The sequence below is a fragment of the Lysinibacillus sp. DFXJR4 genome (assembly GCF_057196045.1).
This window is the reverse complement of record NZ_JBXUNW010000004.1, coordinates 59055-79668: the sequence shown is the minus strand read 5'-3', so window position 1 is coordinate 79668 and position 20614 is coordinate 59055. Positions and strand designations below refer to the sequence as shown.

Below are 20614 nucleotides of genomic sequence, written 5' to 3'. Positions count from 1 at the left end.
TTCAGTGGGTGTCCAAACCTGAATGAAGATAAAGCCTCCGGCGGATGTCACGGATTTTCAAAGGAAGAATTGTGCAGGCACAAATCAAAATCCGGACGCATTGTTTATCTGTGCGAAAGCGAAGCGACAGCAACAATTACGCCAAGGCGAAATTGATACACTATTAGATTCGTGATACAGTTATTAATGGAAGAAAGTGAGGGGCAACGATGAAGGTTAATTGTTTCAAATGTCAACATTTTAAAGTAACATGGGACCCGCAGACGCCACGTGCTTGTGCAGCATATGGCTTTAAAACAAAGCAAATACCATCCGTTGTCGTAAAACAATCCTCTGGTATGGACTGTTTAAAATTCGTACCGAAAGCAGAAAGTGGGAGAATGCAATGATTCCTTATCAAGCCGTTATTCAACAACTTGAAAAACAATTATCAGGTGTGAAGAATGCTGGAAATGAACAACAAATTCGCGAAGCATTAACTGCGATTCGGGCATTATGTGATGTAGTTTTAGACTCGCCGGAGGGAATATCAAAAGCACAGTCGAAGCATATACCACAAATGCTAGTTTCAGAGCCAAAGCAAACAAGTTTATACACAGCAAAAATTGAAGAAGAAGACGGAGCAAATGGTGATTCAATTTTTGACTTTTAACCATTATTAAAGGTAGGGAGAATGACATGAAAAAATTTATCGTAACAGGTGCACTTCATGGCTTTTTAGCGGTAGCATTTGGTGCATTTGGTGCACATGCGTTAAAGGACGTTTTAGATGATTATGGTCGTGGTATTTGGGAAACAGCCGTACAATATCAAATGTTTCATGCGACAGGCTTACTTGTTATTGGTCTATTAATGAGCTCCAAATTATTAGGAGAAGTAAAGCAATTAAATTTAGCTGGTATTTTCTTTAACCTAGGTATTGTCTTCTTTTCAGGTAGTTTATATATATTAGCCATCAGCGGCATTAAAGTATTAGGTGCCATTACTCCAATTGGCGGTGTACTATTTTTAACAGGCTGGGTGCTGATTATCCTATCTGCTCTTAAGCATGCTCGATAAAGTCAATAATTAATAACTTCACAATTATAAACTAAATATTTTACTCCTTCGCATTTTTTTGTGAGGGGGTTTTTATCTTTAAGTAAGTTATAGTAACTATTGAAAGCTCAAAAAATTATTCTATCAATCTTCACTTTAATTCCTATTGTTTTTGTAAGGTTTTATAGTAAACTGTTATTACCAAAAGAGTTCGAGCTTGAGAAAGTGAGGTTTTGTAAAATATGGAGAAACTATTTACTTTACTAGATCATAATTTTGATGAAATGGTGGCCATTCGTCGACATTTACATGAATACCCGGAATTATCCTTTGAAGAGGTGGAAACACCAGCATATATAGCAGCCTTTCATCGTGCATTAGGGCATGATGTTCGGGAGCAGGTAGGAGAACGCGGTGTGGTTGCAACATTACGTGGGGGAAAGCCTGGTAAGACGGTGGCATTACGAGCTGATTTCGATGCATTGGCTATCCAAGAAGAAAATGAGATTCCTTATAGATCGAAAATAGATGGTAAAATGCATGCCTGTGGTCATGATGGTCATACAGCAACATTATTAGGTCTTGCTAAGGCACTAAATGCAATTAAAGATGAGATTACAGGGAGTGTAGTCTTTATTCATCAGCATGCAGAAGAGATTGCCCCAGGTGGAGCAAAGCCTATGATAGAGGATGGCTGCCTAGATGGAGTAGATGTTATTTTCGGTACACATTTATGGGCACCCACACCAATAGGAGATTTGTTGGTGAGAGATGGAGCAATTATGGCTGCGGCTGATAAAGTGGAAATTACGATTCAAGGTAAAGGTGGTCATGGGGCAGAACCACATCATTCGATTGATGCAGTTGTGCTTGGGTCACAATTTGTTGTAAATGCGCAGCAGCTTATTTCCCGTCGAATAGATCCATTAAAATCGGCTGTGTTAACGCTTGGCCATTTTGAGGCAATAAATCCTTTCAATGTGATTGCTGATCGAGTGGTACTAGCAGGAACAGTCCGTACATTTGATGAACAGGTGCGTCAGCAGATGGAGGATGAGCTTGAGTCTGTATTAAAGGCAACTTGCCAACCTTTTGGGGCGAGCTATAACTATCGTTATACAAGAGGTTATCCACCTGTTTATAATCATGTAGAGGACACAGCATTTATTGCACAGCTTGCGAATGATGTACCAGGTGTAGAAAATGTTATAACATGTCCACCGTTTATGATTGGTGAAGATTTTGGCTATTATCTAGAAAAGGTGCCAGGTACATTTTTCTTTACAGGTGCTAAAAAGCCCGAGTGGGAAGAAGCATATCCACATCATCATGCACGCTTTGATTTTGATGAACGTGCGATGCTAATTGCTGCAAAAACTTTAGGAAAAGCAACTCTACAATACTTACAGAAAAATAAATAGTCAAATGGCATGATAGGAATGTTCCTACCATGCCATTTTTAATAAGTATCAATAATAACAACTGACGATTGCTAGCTACATAAGCAAATGAATTATGGATTTTGATTGAAATAGGACATCTCTTCATCATATTCAGCAAAATCAAAGTAAATCATAGGGAAGAGGAAGCGATGATTGGATTTAAGTTCACGTATAATAACATGATCTCGACCAGCAGCTTCTACCACACCACGTACAGTTTTAGTGTTTTTTCCTGCCTCGACTGCATGCTCAAAAGAGAAATGGAATGTAGCAGGTTTACCACGATTCAAACGCAAAATATTTTCAATATAGGACTCTTCACGTCCAGGTGGTCGTCCGCTACTTGGAATTGTTACTTGTGGGGGCATTTGTTGCGTTGTCGGTGTCCAATAATATGGCATCATTGATTATCAACCTTCTTTCTTTTAGATTTGAGGACAGTCTTCCTCAGATGGTGAGAAAAAGCAATGAGATTTATATCTTCCTGTGTTCCATTGACCATACCATTGTGCTGGACAATCTCCTTCAGGTCTAAAAAACCAGAGGGAGCGGGTTGCAGGATGGAACCGTTCACCTTGAATCACTCGTTTTGCTAAACGAATATCTTGATCACGTGCTCGTTGATAAAAGTAACCCTTTTGTGTCGCCTCGAAACCTCCTGGACGTTGAAAAACCATTTGTTCAATTGTTCGAATATTCCCGAAATCTAGGCAATCTCCTCGTACGCGATTGACGCCTACGTTGCCAACCATCAGCATACCTAATTCTCCTTCACCTTCTGCCTCGGCTCGCATTAGCCTTGCGAGCATTGCTGTTTGTGCATCATTGGTCTTTATAACAGCGATTTACATTCCTCCTCGCAGACAGTATATGCATGAAGGCATTGTAGACATGTTTATTTTCATGACAAAGATCATCACATTTTAAAATTAGTAAGCATATATTAGTTATAACGAGTAGTCTGTAAAAATAGTTAAAAGTTCGATATTTTTTTAACAAATTGGGTAAAAAGAGAATAGCTACTATTTTGGGGAACATGAGATTATTTACGCCCCAGCGTAATTGCATCCGAAATTTTTGGGGCTTAATCTTGATTCAGTAGGGGTTGTACACCACCGAGAAGGAGAAAATCGCATTATCCTAACACCTGTAGAGGTGGAAATCTTGTGGTAAATCAAGATGTTGCATGTGTATTGAATACATGTGAGGTGACAGGAAATGGAGATTGGTGTTTGGTTTGGTATTTTATTGAGTGCTGTACTGGCATTTTTACTAGGTGATTTTTACGGACAGCCACTCCATTGGTATCTATTTATTTTAATGATCGTTATTGGTTTTTTTATCAATACGATCATTTTAATAGTAAGGGTGAAGGATGAAAACTCCTGAGAGGTGAAAGTAATATGAAAACAAGAAAGTGTCATCGTAAGTTAAGGTGATACTTTCTTATTTTTGTTATTGAAAGGATAAAAACTTTTTGTCTTGCAAGTATATTGAAAATAAACAGTGACATACTAATGTGGAAAAATATTTTTTGCTTTCATGAAGGAGTGTTACAATGCGTATTTTTGGTATGTTTGTAGCAATTATCGTAAGTGCATTGACAGCTGTAGGTATAGCAGAACTCTACCATCAACCATATAACTGGTATTTGGTTTTCCTAATGATTCTAACTGGCTTTTTTATTCATACCATTATTTTAATATTGGAATCAGAAGCAAGTGAAGAAAATGAATTTTAAAAAATGCGAGTCCATTTTTGGGGCTCGCATTTTTTATAGGATTAGACTGTTAAGAATTTCACTAGTTTTTCGTTATCAAGAAGGTTACCAACGAAGAATGCACCGAATTCCCCGTAACGAGCAGAAACTTCATCGAAGCGCATTTCATATACTAATTTTTTAAATTGTAATACGTCATCTGCGAACAATGTTACGCCCCATTCATGATCATCAAAGCCAACAGAACCAGTAATAATTTGTTTTACTTTACCAGCATAGCCACGACCAATCATACCATGAGAACGCATTAATGTTTTACGCTCATCCATTGAAAGCATGTACCAATTATCATTGCCCTGACGGCGTTTATCCATTGGATAGAAGCATACATATTTAGAGCGTGGAAGCTCAGGATAAAGACGTGCACGTACATGTGGATTTTGGTACGGATCTTCGTTTGATTCACCAGCTAAATAGTTGGAAAGCTCTACAACAGATACATAAGAATATGTAGGAATTGTAAAATCAGCAATTGCTAATTTATTAAAATCAGCTTCAAGCTCTTGAAGCTCATCCATTGTTTCGCGCAATGTCATAATCATAAAATCAGCTTTTTGGCCAACAATTGCATAAAAGGCATGAGCACCAGTTTTAGCGATATCTGCTTCGTTTAATTTTTCTAAATACGCGACGAATTCTTCGACTGCCGCTTGGCGTTCTTCAGCAGAAACGAGTTTCCATGAAGCCCAATCGATTGAGCGAAAGTCATGTAGAGCATACCAACCATCTAAAGTAATAGCTGCTTCATTCATTATTGAAAACACTCCTTTATAAGTGAATAACATTCAAAATTTAGTTTATCATAGTTTGTACGAAATCCCTAAATTCATGATTGTATTTCACGAATTTGACACCTTCCGCAGATTATGTATGCTTAAGAGAAGAGATGTAAATAGAGGAGCTCTAAGCATGAATAGTATTTTACAACAGCCAATATGGCGTTTTTACGATCAATCCATTAGTGCGAAACAAAGATCGCCACTGGAATCCTTTGCAACAGATGATACTTTATGTCAGTTAGTGGGACAATTAGCCTCTCCGCCAACTATTCGTACATGGGTTCATGATGCATCTGTTGTCCTTGGTATTCAGGATCATCGCTTACCTTATGTACAGCAAGGGATGGAGTTACTCCAAGCACGTACCTATCAACCTATCGTCCGTAATTCGGGAGGGTTAGCAGTGGTACTAGATGCAGGAGTATTAAATATTTCAATTGTTTTATCTGAACAAACAGAAGCATTAAGTATTAATGATGGCTATGATGTAATGGTTGCTCTAATCAAAGGATTATTTCCTGAGGTGGCAGATAGAATTGAAGCCTATGAAATTGTAGGTTCCTATTGTCCGGGTTCCTATGATTTAAGTATTGATGGGAAGAAATTTGCAGGTATTTCACAAAGGCGTTTACGTCAAGGAGTGGCCGTGCAAATTTATCTATGTATTGAGGGAAGCGGTTCCGAACGAGCAGCGCTTATTCGAGACTTTTATGAGGTAAGTTTACAGGGAGAGGCAACAAAATTTACGTATCCTAGCATTGACCCTAGTGTAATGGCTTCACTGTCAGAGCTTGTTGATGCAACTTTAACCGTGGAAGCAGTGATCATTCGATTACAGCGCCTTATTCATAAAATGGCTGAAGAAATACGATTTGAATCTTTTCATGATGAGGAGCTTATGTTGTATGCTTTCTATTTAAAGCGTATATTAGAGCGCAATAAGAAAATGCTTGCACCTAAATAATAGTAACAAAAAGGGAAAAGCGATGCTGCTAACTAAGCGCATCGCCATTTTCTGGTTGATAGGTAGAGCTACTTACAACGAGATTTCCGTTTTTCTCCATTTTGAAAACAGGTGCAATTCGTTCTTCCTCTTCATCTAGTGTTACAAGTCGTCTAGCACGGTTCATAATTTGTACAAATTGCTCGTAATCTTTACGAATTGCTCTATTCTCTTCCTCTAGCTGAGTAATGGTTTTTTCTAGTTTTTTATTTTTCTCGGATGTTACGTGTACTAGCTGTCTCCATTTTGTAGACTCATTACCTAGCTCACCAGAATGCTGTAAACGTAGTAAGTAGGCTATGACAATATCAAGAGATAACGCAGATAACGGAATGGATTTACCCTCGGCGGCGCTACTATTGACTGTAAACATACTAGAGGCACGTCGTCTAGCTGGTGCACCCAACACTCGCATTCTCTCTTTTCTTTCCTTTTTCGCTTCAGCTAATTGCTCCTCATATTCCTTACGAACAACAGCATTCCAACGAAAACCACAGGCAGCAGCTGTACGATTTAACGCATCACCAGCTTCTTCAAAGGCATTCAGTTGTGTACTACCCTCTGTTACATGGCGAATAACCGCCTCTGCTAATAATTCATCATTTTCTTGTAACCAAGCATCTTGTCTTACTTTACTCATATAAAATCCTCCCACCTTTATTTGGAACTTCTTTATTTAAGACTAGCATGACCAATCTTTTAACCTTTTATTCACCTATGTGAAAGGAATTATGCTTGAATACAAGGTGAAAAGTGCGATACAATACCCGATGTAGGTTTGTACGCATGCTGCATACTTAAATATGCGAAGGCCGTGCGTTCAATAAAAGTGATGTTTTTGAATGAAAAAATACTATATAGAAAGGGTTGTTGACAAAATGGCAAACGAATTTAAAGTTTGCGATGAATGTCAGGCCGTTAACTTAAAAACGTTAATTCCAAAATTAAAGGAAATTGATCCTGATGCAACCATCGAAATCGGCTGTCATTCCTATTGTGGCCCAGGACGTAAAAAAACATTTACATTTGTAAATAGCCGCCCTGTTGCAGCCTTAACGGAAGAAGAGCTTATGGAAAAAGTGTTAGCAAAATTAAAGAAATAAGAAAAACAATCATGCTATCTTCACTCGTTGAGGATAGTTTTTGTTTTCTTTAAGATGTTTAGGTATTTACAATCTTAAAAGAGCGTTTTTATTTGGTCCATAGAAATCTAATTTTGGTGAATATCTAATCATTTAGGCTGATAGTCTCTATAATGGAAGAGAAAATGTATGCTAGCCCAATATTTATCGCATATAATAGAACAAATAGCGAAACGGGGGTGCTAAACAAATGACACATTATGCAAAAGCTAAATTACAGGAGGAGAAAGTATTTAAGGACCCAGTGCATCGCTATGTGCATGTACGGGATCAGGTAATTTGGGACTTAGTGGGGACGAAAGAATTTCAACGATTACGTAGAATTCGTCAGCTCGGTACAACATTTTTGGTATTCCATGGGGCGGAGCACAGCCGTTTTAGTCATTCACTTGGCGTTTATGAGATTGTACGCCGTATAGTAGATGATATATTTGCTGGCCGTCCAGAATGGGACGAAGATGAACGACTACTTGTGCTTTGTGCAGCCCTATTACATGATTTAGGACATGGTCCATTTTCACATGCTTTCGAAAATGTCTTTGAGCTGGACCATGAATTTTATACAACACAAATTTTACTTGGTAATACGGAAGTTAATGCAGTCTTAAAGAAAGTTGCTGTTGATTTTCCAGAGAAGGTATCTCAAGTCATTGAAAAAACCTATCCAAATAAGCAAGTAGTCAGCTTAATATCCAGTCAAATCGACGCTGACCGTATGGATTACCTACAGCGTGATGCCTATTTTACAGGGGTCAGCTACGGTCATTTTGATATGGAACGAATCTTAAGAGTGATGCGTCCGCGGAAAAATCAAGTGGTGATTAAGGCAACTGGCATGCATGCAGTGGAAGATTATATTATGAGCCGCTACCAAATGTATCTGCAAATTTATTTTCATCCAGTTTCTCGTAGTGCAGAGGTTATTTTAAATAATATTTTAAAACGAGCAAAGCAATTAAGCTTAGAAGGCTATCATTTTAAGCATGAGCCTACACATTTTAAAGCATTTTTCCGTAACTCTATTACGCTTGAGGATTATCTTGCATTAGATGAAAGCATTCTTTTTACATATTTTCAACTTTGGATGCAAGAAGAAGATGCTATCTTAAGCGATTTAAGTCGCCGATTTGTGAATCGTAAGCTATTCCAGTACATCGATTTAGATCCAGGGGTAGAGCTAGACAAATATCAAAAACTTCAATCACTTTTCAAGCAAGCGGAGTTAAATCCAGAATATTACCTTGTCCACGATACAACTGCAGATTTACCATACGATTTTTATCGACCGGGTGAGGAAGAAGTACGGGTTCCGATTTTTTTAGAAATGAAAAACGGAGAGTTGCGGGAGCTGTCACGGGAATCAATTATTGTTGATTCCATATCTGGTCGCATGAAACGAGATCATAAAGTATATTTCCCTTTAGATTTTTTAGAGGATGATCAGACACATGCTATGGTAAAGAAAGAAATCTTAACGTTGTTAAAAGGAAAAGGGAAAAAATAAATCCTAGAATAAATTTAAAATGTATAAATTTTGTATATCGATTTTCCCTTTTACCGGTATTTGTAAGTAGAGCAGTAAACAAACTCAACTCGAGTAATTGTTTGCTGTTTTTATTTTTGCATAAAAATCAATGTAATTGGGAAAATATAGACTTTTTTGGAATTTTGTTAATGAAAAATGTGAAATTGTTTAGAATTTGTTCAGTAGCGCTTTTTATAATGAGACTAAAACCCTAAAGGGGGTGAGGCCCATTTTAAAAGGCGTCACAGTGTTAGTAAAATAGATAGATACAAGTATCAGTACAACACACTTCAATCAGTCAGCATGATTACTAACGTGTAGGATGTATTCACCTTTGACGACAAGTTAAATGAAGGAAAGAGAGACCAGCCTAATGTTTGTGGCATTCCTTTCCGACATAGTGAAAGGATGCAACGTCGTCAGCAAACACCAACAGGTATCTCTCTGAACTTAGAAAAGGAGAGAAACATGAAGAAATTAAATTTAGCAATAATTATATTGCTGCTAGTCTTTCAAACAGTGCTTTCACCAATTTCAGTGTTTGCAGACGAGGGGGAGCCTCCTGTGACAGATCCAGCTAGCGAAAAACTTGAGACTGATTCTGGTGGCGAGGGAGACGACCCAAATGTAACAAGTGGAGATACCGCAGAGGTGACGGTTCCGGAGGATGAACCTACTGCAGCTCCACCGAATGTTACACCTTTAAATGCTTGTGTAGGCCCACAGGAACTAGCAAGTGTGACATTAACTCAGTTTGATATGAATATTGGGGGAAATGCAATTACTGAAGGTGTTTATACAACGCCATTACCGAAAGATCAAAAGGCTAACTTTGATGTCAAATTTAATGTATTATTAGATGATTTATACTGTGCAGGGAGTTATTTTGAATTTGATTTACCAGCTTCTTTAATAGACTTTAATAGTGCTTTCCATGGGAGCAAACAAGTTGGTAATATTGCTTATTCCTATACGACTGTAGGTAATAAAGTCAGAGTTGAACTGACAAATAATGTAGAAATTGACGATGTTAGTACTACAACTGCAGCCGAATTGACTATGAACTTTCAAGCAGGATTTAATCTTATTTCTAATGATATCGAACAAGAATTAGAGATTCCAAAGGTTGGTGGTGGAGAAGCTAAAACGAAATTTACATTTTTACCGTCGACATCTAATGAAAAGGCTACAAAGACAGCTACTGATGGTATTCCTCCAGTAGTGGATGGTAATCATCAGATGGAATGGACCATTTGGCTCAACCAGGCAGGTAAGAATTTTGACAGCCCAAGTTTAGTTGATAATCCAACTGGTGGGCATGCTGTTGTATCAGGTTCGGTTAATGTGTATGAATATGAAGTAGATTTAATGGGCGTGAAGATGGGGACTGAAACCCAAGTTGTATGGGATGGTGATTTCAGTAGTATTGTTTTTCAAGATAAACATGCCTATAAAATTGTTTACAAAACAGAAGTGAATTTACCTGTTGAGCAAAGAGAAGGGAAAAAAACGTTTTACAATAGCGTAACCTTCACTAATGGTGGTATACCTGAGTCTGTAAATAATGTTCCAAAGGATATCACATATGGAAAAGAGTTAGAGAAAGCGAAAATAGACGCAGGAACTAACAACTATACGTCAAAATGGGAAATTCGCTACAATTACAATCAAGCAAGTATTCCACAAGCGAGTGCGATAATCACGGATACACTTCCAGGAATTCATGAAATCGACACGAATACTATTGAAGTACGAGTAATGACAATAGATGATCAGGGTAATGGTACTGGAGCAGGAACAATAGTTGACCCCAGCAACTACCATGTTACAACAGTTCCAAATGGATTTGAGCTCCAGTTTAATAACGCCATAGATAAAGCCTATAAAGTCACATATGATGCTAAGTACAATGGAACTGGTCTTGGTTACTATGTGGGAACAAACCCTACAACGGTAACAAATATGGTGGTTAGTGGCACGAAAAATGATTCAAAAACACATACAATTAAAGAAGGTGTGTTAACAAAAACACACGTAGTAAATTTTGATACAAAAGAAATTACTTGGACTATCGACATTAAAGCAGATAATCCGAACGAAGCGATTAATAATTTAACATTGACAGACGTATTTAAAATTACTGGAAGCAAAGAGGGGACTCATACACTTGTAGGGGATGAAAGTAATATTACAATTACAGGAACAACAGGTGCAGCGCCAGTTAAAACAGTTACTGGTCCTACAGATGGCTTCACAATTACTGGTATTAATATAGCAGCAGGTGGAAAAGCAACTGTTACGTATAAAACATCATTTGCTATTGGTAATGATGGTGAAGTACAGAGTGGTTATGGTAATACGGCAACAGTAAATTGGGATAGTTATACTGTACAAAAAGAAGATCATTATACACCTGCTACTACAACGGTAAACAATGGTAGTAAAGCTGGGGCATTTAATTATCTTGATCAATTATTCACATGGAAAGTAAAGGTGAATATTAACAAAAAGGATATTCAAGGAGCTATTTTAACAGATACAATTGGTGCAGGACATGAATACGTAGCAAATTCATTAAAGGTATATGAATATACATTAACTACTGGTGATGATACGAGCGGTACACCAGCTACTACGCCTATCGATGCATCAAACTACACATTAGATGTTGCATCTGATAAAAAGAGTTATACATTAACATTTAATAATTCATTAGATAGTACAATAAACGGAAAAGCCTATTTAGTGGAATATCATACAAAAGATTCTGATGAAATTTTAGGAATTGGTATTGATGAGGCTGGATATACAACAGGGAATGTTTATAGCAATACAGCAACATTCCAAACATTAGGCTCTAAAAATTATACTCTAGAAGCCACGCCAGTGACGCTTCCAACATATGTAGCAAATAACTTGATTAAAAAGACAGCGACTCAAGATAATTCTAAGCAAACTGTTTCTTGGACATTGGATGTGAATCAATCTCATTCAAAGTTAGGAGCAAATGTGACATTGGAAGACACACCATCTGGCAATTTAATGCTAATTGAAGGTTCAATCAAGGTGAGAAAATACAATGTTACCGCAACAAGTATTTCTCAAAACGGTACGGGTGCATATGTAGACCCAAGTACTTATGGAATAACTGTTGATAAGAAAGCGGATGGTGGCTTTATTCTTCACTTTGCTAATCTAAACGAAGGCTATCAGGTGCAATATCAAACAATTGGTTTAGGTAAAATAGGCCAAAGCTTCAGCAATGATGCAAAATTAACATTTGGTGTTGAAAATGCTAGCAATCAAAAAGATGATGCAAAGGTTAACGCTAATTTTACATTTAGTAGTTCAGATACGTCATTTTCTATGGTAAAAGGTGATGCACAGTTTAAAAAAGTTGGAGTTAACTCAGAAACTGGTGCTGAAGAGCCTCTATCAGGTGTACAATTCCAATTATACAAAGTTATTGGCACAAATAATTACTTGATTCAAACTGCAACATCAGGTGCTGATGGCTTGTTTAGCTTTACAAACATCAACTATGGAAATTATAAAATTGAAGAGGTAGCAGCGAAGGCTCCTTATCAAAAAATGGTAGCTCAATTATTTACACTTGATGTAGCAAAAGATACAAAAGTAGGTTCTAATGTAGTAACGAAACTAGTAAACGTTACACCGCTTCCAGGTGGTTCTTGCTCAACGTTTAACTTAACCGTGAAAAATATTGATGGAGCACCTGTAGCTAATAAGCAAATTGAATTAATAGACAGTAATGGTGCAGTAAAATCAACAGTGACTACAGGTATTGATGGTAAAGTAGCAATTCCATCAACAGTTCAAGCTGGAGAATACAAAGTAAAAGATAGTGATGGTATTGAATATGGTAAGGTTATTGTGAAATTTGGTGCTGGGGGATGCCAGGGAGAGGTACAACCAACAAATTCATGTCCAATATTCACAATTACGGTAAATGATGAACAAAATAATCCACGTCCGAATGTAACAGTAACATTAAAAAATGCAAGTAATACAGTTATTACGACTGCAACAACAGATGGCAACGGTAAAATTACTATTCCATCTACAACACCGTCAGGAACGTATAAACTTTATGAAGGTACTGTTTTCTTAGGAAATGTAGAGGTAAGCTATCAAAATGGTAAGTGTGAGGCTACAATCACACAGGCACCTACCTGCGAGGTATTTACATTAACTGTCAATGATGTGGACGGTAAACCACGTCAAGGTGTCACGGTAGAAATTAAGGATAAAAACAATCCAAATGCTATAGTTCCACAACCTTCAAGTGCAACTGATGCTAATGGTAAGGTGACTATTCAAAACATTAAGCCAGGTGAATATGAAGTATATGAAAATGGTACAAAAATAGGAGAATTTACAGTTGATACTGACTGTAAAGAAACTATTCAACCATTACCAGCATGTCCAGTATTCACGCTTACAGTGAAAGATGAGGATGGTATTTTAGCAGAGGGTACAGAAGTAACAATTACAAACACAGCTACGAAAGATTCGTTTACAGCCATAGTTGGCAAAAACGGTAAGGTAACATTCCAAACAGCAACAACGCCTTCTGGCAAATATGAAGTGAGTATTACAGCATCAGGGAAAGTACTTGATAAATTTGATGTAACATATTCAGGTAACTGTGAGGGTACTGCTGAAAAACCTCGTGCATGTGATATTTTCACAATTACAGTAAAAGATACAGATGGTAGCTTGAAAGGAAATACGAAAGTTATCGTTGAAGATAGCAATGGCAATGTTGTGACAACTGGTCATACAGATGCTAACGGTGAAATTCAATTACCACAAAATCAATCACCAGGTATGTATACAGTCTACGAGGAAACAGATAGCGGTGCAAAAGGTGATGAAATTGGAAAAGTAAAAGTCACTTATACAGACGGCTGTAAAGGTGTAGTTCAGAAAAATGCTTGTCCAGTATTTACACTAACAGTTAATGATAAAAACCTTAAGCCTGTTGGTGTAAATGTTTTAATCGTCATTAAAAATCAAGCTGGAGATGTAGTGACATCTGGTAAAACTGATGCATCTGGTAAAATTGTATTTGAAGATAAGACGAAGCTACAGCAAGGACAGAATTACGTCGTATTTAATGAAGCTGGTATTAAATTGGGTGATATTACCGTAAGCTATGCGGATAATATTTGTGGAGCTACCGTGCAAGTTCCAAATAATGCGTGTCCAATTTTCACATTAACAGTTCAAGATTTATATGGGTATGGTCGTCCAAATGTAGCATTCACAATTAAAGATTTATATAATAACACAATTGCTTCTGGTAAGACGAATGAACAAGGTGTAGGAACAATCCCTTATACAGTTCAACCGGGAATTTACAATGTTTATGAAGGCAATGTGTTATTAGGTACAATTACGGTAACTGATGGATGTTCAGGATTGGTAAAACCATCTTATACGGGTGGTGGTGGTTGGATACCGCCAAATCCAGATCCAGGCAAGCCAGTTGATCCAAAACCGAACCCAGGCAAACCGGGTGAACCAACGGATCCAACAACGAACCCAGGCAAACCGGGTAAACCAACAGATCCAACAACAAACCCAGGCAAACCAGGTGAACCAACAGATCCAACAACAAACCCAGGCAAACCGGGTGAACCAACAGATCCAACAACAAACCCAGGCAAACCAGGTGAACCAACGGATCCAACAACAAACCCAGGAAAAACAGAAGCATCTAAACCTTCTGTTCAAAATGTCATTGATCAAGGTAAAAAGTTACCGCCATATAATCCAACTAAAGCAACAAAAGACACGCTAGATGCGTATAATGATTTCCTCAATAAATATAGTTTGTTAACAAAAGAGGAACAGAAAGATGTTGCGGAATCTCTTGATATTGACAAAATTAAAATGGATGCAAAACGACTAGAAAATCAGTTGAAAGCACAAGGTAAACTACCACAGACAGATGGTGCAGATCAAACAGCACTTACACTGATTGGTGTAGCACTTGTACTTGGTGCATTATTCTTCTTACGTCGACGTAAAGCTGAAATCAAATAATGAATTTTAAAGAAGCCCCCAAGACTATTTAATCTTGGGGGCTTCTCCTATTAAAATGCTTGTGATAGCTTTTCAGGTGCTTCATCAAATGGATATTGCTGAATAAAATCGGCTTGAATAGCAAGGCGCTTTGTTCCATTATCAGCGCATGTAATAAGTGTTAAAACAGTTTTATCTGGAATATCATCAATTACATAAACATCTGTCGCAGCAATAACCTTCTTTGTTGTTAAATGATATTCATAAATATTGGTTAAATCTGTTATATAGACTGAATCACCTATGCTTGCTTTATATAGAGGGCTAAATAAAATATCCTTTTCCTCAAAATAATGTCCTGCTAAAGCATAATTTCCTTGTCCGAGGCTTTGATTTGGCTTCATGGTACCTGCTCCAACAGCAAGGGCAGCATTTCCAACTCCTTTGACGATAGGAAGCTGCATATCAACACTTGGTACAGCAATACTACCGATGACAGGCATCTTATTTGCCTTTGTTTGAGCCTTTAACACCTCCGCTATGGATAGCGATTGTACGTCCTCAAATATATAGTCGGCATCAGCCTGATTGTTCTTTTCAATCTTTTCTGCACTGATTTCGGTAGTATTTAATTGATGGCTTAAATGAGCAATAATTGCATTTTGAATGGGGTTGATAAAAATAAGTAAAAGGCCAACGATGAGTATAGAGATGATTAATGGTAGTTTCAGTTTATTCATTTCATATATCACATCCTTGTCTTGAAGATGAAGGTATTGTTCTAGCTAAGGTTTTAAAAACTGGGTAGAGCACTAGATTGCTCTACCCATTCTATTTTTTATTTATCACTAAAACGAACACCTGCAACGCCATAATGGTTTTTAGACATTTCTTCAATAAAAACAGTTACGTTTTCTGCGGGTGCATTTACTGTACGGGAAACAGCTTCAGTTACTTCTTTCACTAGGGCACGCTTTTGCTCCTCTGTACGACCTTCTAGCATTTTCACTGTTACGTATGGCATAATATTGCCTCCTTTATAGAATAATGTTGTATAGTTAGATTATCTCCATTCAGTAGAAGACTTCAACGTCTGAAAGGTGGTAAGATGAATGCGGGCATGGTTCCCTTTTTCTTGAATCCCCAAACGCCTACTGAAATAGAGGAACTCAGTCTAGGAACGCCACGTCCTGTGGCAAAGACTGAGTGACCAACGTCATGTTGCTGCCGCTACGTTAGCACTACGCTTTCGCACAAAAAAACATCATGTTGCTGCCGCTACGTTAGCACTACGCTTTCGCACAAAAAACATCTGTTGGCCCAAAGCCTCGGCGGATGTCACGGATTTTGAAAGGAATGAATTGTGAGGGCACAATTCAAAATCCGGACGAATTTTGCCAAGACAAAATTGATAAGAAAGTTATAACTTCTTACTTAAATTTAGGCATTTGCGCTGCACCAATGTTGCTTTCACTAAGACATCTATGCGCATAATATGCTTTACTTTATAATAGCAGAATGGAGGGTATTAAAGTATGGCAAATGAAGAAAAAGCAAAACAAAAAATGGGCTTTACCATTATCAAAAATGATCCAACAGATGGACATAAAGGATTTGGCATTGGCTCGCTTTCGCTAGAAAACGTATCGCCTGTCATTCTTGACATAGAGGAGGGGACAGCATCCGTTGAAATCGGGGCTATGCATGCACGTAGTGATGTGGAGCGAGGTATCAAATTTACAACAGATCGTGCGGATTCCGAAGGTGGTAAACCGTATTGGCTAGTATGGGTGACGATTGATCATAAAGAAGACGGACCGTATTATGCAGGTGTAACTGCATGTGAAATGGTGATTAACCGTGAAAAACGCCGTGGCTATAAAATTTTAGCTGATCATGTTAATAAAATGGATAAATCAATGAAGCGCCATATTATTGTGAATCATATGGATGCACCTTCCAAAAAAGTGTTAGCTTCCTTCCTAGAAGGACTTAATCCGGACCTTTGGGCACGTAGTAAGGAGCAACTGCGTCAAGACTTATTTGCATAATAGACCAACAATGATTGAACAATCTGTGACATTTTGCAATCGCTTTCGATATAAGGTTGAAAGTGGGTTTGAAACAAAGTAAACTTGATGCAGAGCTTACATTTTAGTAAGCTAGGACACTTGGTTCCGCGAATAGTGATGAGCGCTATGCGGCATTTGAACAACCCAAACCCAAGCCAAATGCCCCATGATGCTCATCCATTTCGCGAACCATAAAAATAAGAAAAGCTTTCTGTTCCCACGGACACGTCTCCGGGGAAGAGAAAGCTTTTCTTTTTCGTATATGTCTAAATTACTTTGTCGAGAGCCTTCATTGATTAGAACGTTTAGGAACATAGAAAGTTCCCGATGTCCGCTAATTTTTAAAAATGGAGAACGGGAGCATATTCCAGAATTCTCCCCATGTATTAGTATCGAGAATATCGAAATTTGTGCATTTTTCAGTAGGTACATCCTTTGCATCTAAATATACGAGCCGTTGTTTAGGACATGCATCAGTAGCAAGCTTACCAGTTTCAATATCGACTACTACACCTTTCACATTTTTAGGTTTTACGAAATCTTCGTTCTTTGTGCCTTTATTAACATTCTCCATAAAATCAATCCATATTTTCTTTGTAGCAGCAGTATCTTCTTTTGTTGTTAGGTTTTTGCCTTGATCATAGCCATTCCAGACACCAGCAGTTAAGCTAGGTGTAAATCCAATGAGCCATTGATCGCTATTTGTAGAGCCTGATTTTGCAGCATACGTATGTGTCATACGAGAGCGAATACTTATTCCAGTAGCAGGAGAGTAGTCGCTAAAGACAGGATCGAATATACCTGTCATCATTTCTGTTAAAATATACGTATTTTCTTTGGAGAGGACTGTTTCAGACTTAGCATTTACCTCTTTATTTTCATAGATGACGTCACCATGAGCATTTTTAATTGAAATAATAGTAGTTGGTAATGTTTTTTGTCCTTGCGATGCCAGAATATTATAGGCATTTGTCATTTCATATAAAGTGGTTTCCGCTGTTCCGAGTGCAATCGATAAGTTGTCCTTTGCACCGATGTTGACGTTGAAGCGGTTAGCCATATCGTGAAATGGTTTAAATCCTATTTCCTCTAATGTTTTCACGGCATAGATATTATCAGAGATTGCGATAGCCTGTGCCATAGACATATCATGAGTTGCAAACTCACCATTTACATTTTTAGGAGAATAGGTTCCTCGCCCATTATCATAAGTAAAGGTTGTTTCACCTACATCCAAAAATGTTAATGGATTATAGCCATTCTCTAAGGCAGCTGCATATAAAATAGGTTTAATAGTTGAACCTGGCTGACGTTTTGCCTGTGTAACCCTATTAAATGAGCTAGCTGCATAATCACGACCTCCAACTAGTGCCGTAACAGCACCAGTTTTGGATTCCATGCTGACAAATGAGGCTTGTAGATCATTTGCTGGCATATTCTTAGCTACAGCTTCCTCTGCGGCCTTTTGATGTCCGGGATCCAAAGTTGTTTGAATCGTCCAACCACCTTCACTAATATCAAGATTTTTGGACTTCAGAATATCGCTAGCCTCTTGCCATGCTACATCAAGAAAATATGGTGCAACGGATTTTGTTGCTACCCAGCTATCATTTTTTAGAACAAGCTGTTCACTTTCTGCACGTGTTTTTTCATCTTGTGTAATAGCGCCTTGATCTGCCATTAGTTTTAAAATAACATGCTGGCGATTTGTTGCTTTTTCTAAATTAGCAATAGGAGAATAGATGCTTGGCCCTTTAGGTACTCCTGTTAGCATTGCTGCCTCTGCTAAAGTTAAATCACTTGCGGATTTACCAAAATAAAAGCGACTAGCTGCTTCTACGCCGTACATACCGTGTCCATAATAGACAGTATTTAAGTAGCCCTCCAATATTTCATCCTTATCATAAAAAACTTCTAATCTATAAGCATACAGTGCCTCGTTTAATTTTCGAGTCCAAGACTTTTCATGTGAAAGATATAGATTTCGAGCATATTGTTGTGTAATTGTACTTGCTCCTTGAACCTTACTCCCAGCTTTAAGATCGATTAACACAGCACCAGCGATACGTGAAAAATCAAAACCGCTATGCTTATAAAAATCTTTATCCTCAACAGAAACAACTGCCTTTTTTAAATACGGTGACATTTCATCAAGACTAACCCAGTAACGCCGTTCATTCGTAAAGTGATCACCAATTTGGTTCTCATTTTCATCTAAGAAAATAGAGGCCTTTGGTACGGTTAAAGGGGGAGCTCCAGCTACTTGCACATAAACGCGTAGAGCTATGAATGCTACTACAATTGCAGATGTAAAGGCGATAAAAAGGGTCAATGTTTTACGTGTACGCTTCGCACGTTTTTGTTTACGTTGATAGCTTTTTCTCTTCATCCGACTTCACCTCGTTTTCTCACACTTAGCCTTAGTATGTGTCTGAACATTTATCTTTAATCGAAATTCTAGGTAAAAACTATTGCACTTTATTCAAAAACATCTATACTTTTTTTGTACTGTTTGAAATGTTAGCATTCGACAAGAGAAGTACACTTTGTAGATTTTAATCGAATTTTGCTAGACGTTCCAATAAAGTATACGAGGATTGCCGGATAGAGGTTTCATTACAATCCTGTAAGCCCTTTAAGAGCAGTGACAAATCAATTTCTCTATGGCGTAATTGTAGCTGTCACGCAGATAAACAATGTTTTGGATTTTGAAAGGTGTTTAGACCTGTTCAAGGGTTGACACGGTGCTGATCCTAGAGGCTTATCTTCATTCCGTTGATGTGAGACATCCGTGAAAGGGGATCCTTTCTAAATGAAGATAGAAATGAATGAAATTGAGATAATATCTAAAAAAATGGAGGGTAAGTAGATGAGATTTGATGAGGCTTATTCAGGAAATGTTTTTATAAAAAGTCATCCTACCTATGAGGATGCACAGGCAGTCATTTATGGGATGCCAATGGATTGGACAGTAAGTTATCGTCCAGGATCACGTTTTGGTCCACAGCGTATTCGCGAAGTATCGATTGGTTTAGAGGAATACAGCCCATATTTAAACCGTGAGTTAGATGAGGTAAAATATTTTGATGCGGGTGATATTCCACTTCCATTCGGCAATGCGCAGCGTTCATTAGATGAAATTGAAAAGTTTATTGAAAAGCTATTAGCAGATGGTAAGATTCCGGTTGGTATGGGTGGAGAGCATTTAGTGTCTTGGCCTGTGATGAAGGCTGTTTCTGCAAAATATGCTGACCTAGCTATTATCCATTTCGATGCACACACAGATTTACGTGTAGAATATGAAGGAGAGCCACTTTCTCACTCAACGCCTATTCGTAAAATTGCTGAGCATATTGGTCCAAAAAATGTCTATTCATTTGGAATTCGTTCCGGTATGAAGGAAGAGTTTGAATGGGCAAAGGAAAACGGCATGCATATTTCAAAATTTGAAGTATTAGAGCCGTTAAAAGAGGTATTACCTTCTTTAGTAGGTCGTAATGTTTACGTGACGATTGATATAGACGTACTTGATCCGGCACATGCACCAGGCACTGGTACTGTAGATTGTGGAGGTATTACTTCGAAAGAATTATTAGCGTCAATTCATGCGATAGCAGCAAGCGGTGTCAATGTTGTTGGCTTTGACCTAGTTGAAGTTGCACCAATCTATGATTCATCAGAAATGACTGCAAATACAGCTTCAAAATTATTAAGAGAAATGATTTTAGGCTGGGTAAAATAATACGGGCTTTGTATATGTTGATATAAAGCGGTTTGAGTGG

20 protein-coding genes are annotated in these 20614 nt (G+C 37.9%); 13 read left to right on the top strand and 7 right to left on the bottom strand.

The annotated features are described in order from the left end of the window. The first annotated feature begins 22 nt into the window (after positions 1–22). The 5 genes from AC2CGN_RS11820 to AC2CGN_RS11800 all read left to right on the top strand — a co-directional run bounded on the left by AC2CGN_RS11820 (position 23) and on the right by AC2CGN_RS11800 (position 2459). Positions 23–175 carry a hypothetical protein gene (locus tag AC2CGN_RS11820; RefSeq protein ID WP_484513997.1) on the top strand — a complete coding sequence of 51 codons (153 nt, stop codon included), beginning with the start codon at positions 23–25 and terminating at the stop codon, positions 173–175. 34 nt (positions 176–209) lie between these two features. Further along, positions 210–389, top strand: coding sequence for a hypothetical protein (locus AC2CGN_RS11815; RefSeq protein WP_054770279.1), 180 nt, complete (start codon positions 210–212; stop codon positions 387–389). Next, positions 386–652 (top strand): YwdI family protein, encoded by a 267-nt coding sequence (locus AC2CGN_RS11810; RefSeq protein ID WP_484513995.1) that lies wholly within the window; start codon positions 386–388, stop codon positions 650–652. The genes AC2CGN_RS11815 and AC2CGN_RS11810 overlap by 4 nt, the downstream gene beginning before the upstream one ends. Before the next feature lie 26 nt (positions 653–678). Next, the gene (locus AC2CGN_RS11805) at positions 679–1059 is read left to right on the top strand and encodes a DUF423 domain-containing protein (RefSeq protein ID WP_429988565.1); all 381 of its coding nucleotides are present in this window, start codon (positions 679–681) and stop codon (positions 1057–1059) included. A 221-nt stretch (positions 1060–1280) separates the two neighbouring features. Further along, entirely contained in the window at positions 1281–2459 is a 1179-nt protein-coding gene (locus AC2CGN_RS11800) for a M20 family metallopeptidase (protein ID WP_429980200.1), read from the top strand. A 92-nt stretch (positions 2460–2551) separates the two neighbouring features. Here the strand turns inward: AC2CGN_RS11800 and gerQ are convergent, their stop codons facing one another. After that, on the bottom strand, positions 2552–2884 hold the full coding sequence (gene gerQ, locus AC2CGN_RS11795) for a spore coat protein GerQ (protein ID WP_054770276.1): 333 nt from the start codon (positions 2882–2884) through the stop codon (positions 2552–2554). Between the two features lie 21 nt (positions 2885–2905). Next, a complete protein-coding gene (locus AC2CGN_RS11790) occupies positions 2906–3289 on the bottom strand; it encodes a cell wall hydrolase (protein WP_376781208.1) in 384 nt (127 codons plus the stop codon). A 409-nt stretch (positions 3290–3698) separates the two neighbouring features. On the opposite strand from AC2CGN_RS11790, the gene AC2CGN_RS11785 reads away from it, so the two are divergent. Next, the gene (locus AC2CGN_RS11785) at positions 3699–3869 is read left to right on the top strand and encodes a hypothetical protein (protein ID WP_429980201.1); all 171 of its coding nucleotides are present in this window, start codon (positions 3699–3701) and stop codon (positions 3867–3869) included. A gap of 169 nt (positions 3870–4038) precedes the next feature. Further along, positions 4039–4221, top strand: coding sequence for a hypothetical protein (locus AC2CGN_RS11780; protein ID WP_286923264.1), 183 nt, complete (start codon positions 4039–4041; stop codon positions 4219–4221). Between the two features lie 41 nt (positions 4222–4262). On the opposite strand, the gene hemQ is transcribed toward AC2CGN_RS11780, so the two are convergent. Continuing rightward, entirely contained in the window at positions 4263–5012 is a 750-nt protein-coding gene (hemQ, locus tag AC2CGN_RS11775; RefSeq protein WP_283870682.1) for a hydrogen peroxide-dependent heme synthase, read from the bottom strand. A 157-nt stretch (positions 5013–5169) separates the two neighbouring features. Here hemQ and lipL point away from each other — a divergent pair, with 157 nt between their 5' ends. Further along, a complete protein-coding gene (gene lipL, locus AC2CGN_RS11770; RefSeq protein ID WP_484513991.1) occupies positions 5170–6003 on the top strand; it encodes an octanoyl-[GcvH]:protein N-octanoyltransferase in 834 nt (277 codons plus the stop codon). Between the two features lie 28 nt (positions 6004–6031). On the opposite strand, the gene AC2CGN_RS11765 is transcribed toward lipL, so the two are convergent. Beyond that, positions 6032–6682 carry an RsfA family transcriptional regulator gene (locus AC2CGN_RS11765; protein WP_286923266.1) on the bottom strand — a complete coding sequence of 217 codons (651 nt, stop codon included), beginning with the start codon at positions 6680–6682 and terminating at the stop codon, positions 6032–6034. A 238-nt stretch (positions 6683–6920) separates the two neighbouring features. Between AC2CGN_RS11765 and AC2CGN_RS11760 the strand changes: the two genes are divergently transcribed. The 3 genes from AC2CGN_RS11760 to AC2CGN_RS11750 all read left to right on the top strand — a co-directional run bounded on the left by AC2CGN_RS11760 (position 6921) and on the right by AC2CGN_RS11750 (position 14781). Next, entirely contained in the window at positions 6921–7145 is a 225-nt protein-coding gene (locus tag AC2CGN_RS11760) for a YuzB family protein (protein ID WP_049667962.1), read from the top strand. A gap of 229 nt (positions 7146–7374) precedes the next feature. Further along, on the top strand, positions 7375–8688 hold the full coding sequence (locus AC2CGN_RS11755; RefSeq protein WP_429988566.1) for an HD domain-containing protein: 1314 nt from the start codon (positions 7375–7377) through the stop codon (positions 8686–8688). A gap of 489 nt (positions 8689–9177) precedes the next feature. Further along, complete coding sequence (locus AC2CGN_RS11750) at positions 9178–14781, top strand: collagen binding domain-containing protein (RefSeq protein WP_484513989.1); 5604 nt, start codon at positions 9178–9180, stop codon at positions 14779–14781. A gap of 50 nt (positions 14782–14831) precedes the next feature. Here AC2CGN_RS11750 and AC2CGN_RS11745 read toward each other — a convergent pair whose 3' ends face one another. Together AC2CGN_RS11745 and AC2CGN_RS11740 are read right to left on the bottom strand one after the other, a co-directional pair. After that, positions 14832–15500 (bottom strand): class A sortase, encoded by a 669-nt coding sequence (locus AC2CGN_RS11745; RefSeq protein WP_429980205.1) that lies wholly within the window; start codon positions 15498–15500, stop codon positions 14832–14834. 98 nt (positions 15501–15598) lie between these two features. After that, complete coding sequence (locus AC2CGN_RS11740; RefSeq protein ID WP_004231516.1) at positions 15599–15784, bottom strand: 2-hydroxymuconate tautomerase; 186 nt, start codon at positions 15782–15784, stop codon at positions 15599–15601. 511 nt (positions 15785–16295) lie between these two features. Between AC2CGN_RS11740 and AC2CGN_RS11735 the strand changes: the two genes are divergently transcribed. After that, positions 16296–16811, top strand: a complete 516-nt coding sequence (locus AC2CGN_RS11735) for a YwhD family protein (protein ID WP_484513986.1) — start codon at positions 16296–16298, stop codon at positions 16809–16811. A gap of 355 nt (positions 16812–17166) precedes the next feature. Here AC2CGN_RS11735 and AC2CGN_RS11730 read toward each other — a convergent pair whose 3' ends face one another. Then, positions 17167–19221 carry a transglycosylase domain-containing protein gene (locus AC2CGN_RS11730; protein ID WP_429980206.1) on the bottom strand — a complete coding sequence of 685 codons (2055 nt, stop codon included), beginning with the start codon at positions 19219–19221 and terminating at the stop codon, positions 17167–17169. A gap of 480 nt (positions 19222–19701) precedes the next feature. On the opposite strand from AC2CGN_RS11730, the gene speB reads away from it, so the two are divergent. Then, a complete protein-coding gene (speB, locus tag AC2CGN_RS11725; RefSeq protein ID WP_484513984.1) occupies positions 19702–20574 on the top strand; it encodes an agmatinase in 873 nt (290 codons plus the stop codon). Positions 20575–20614 lie beyond the last annotated feature (40 nt).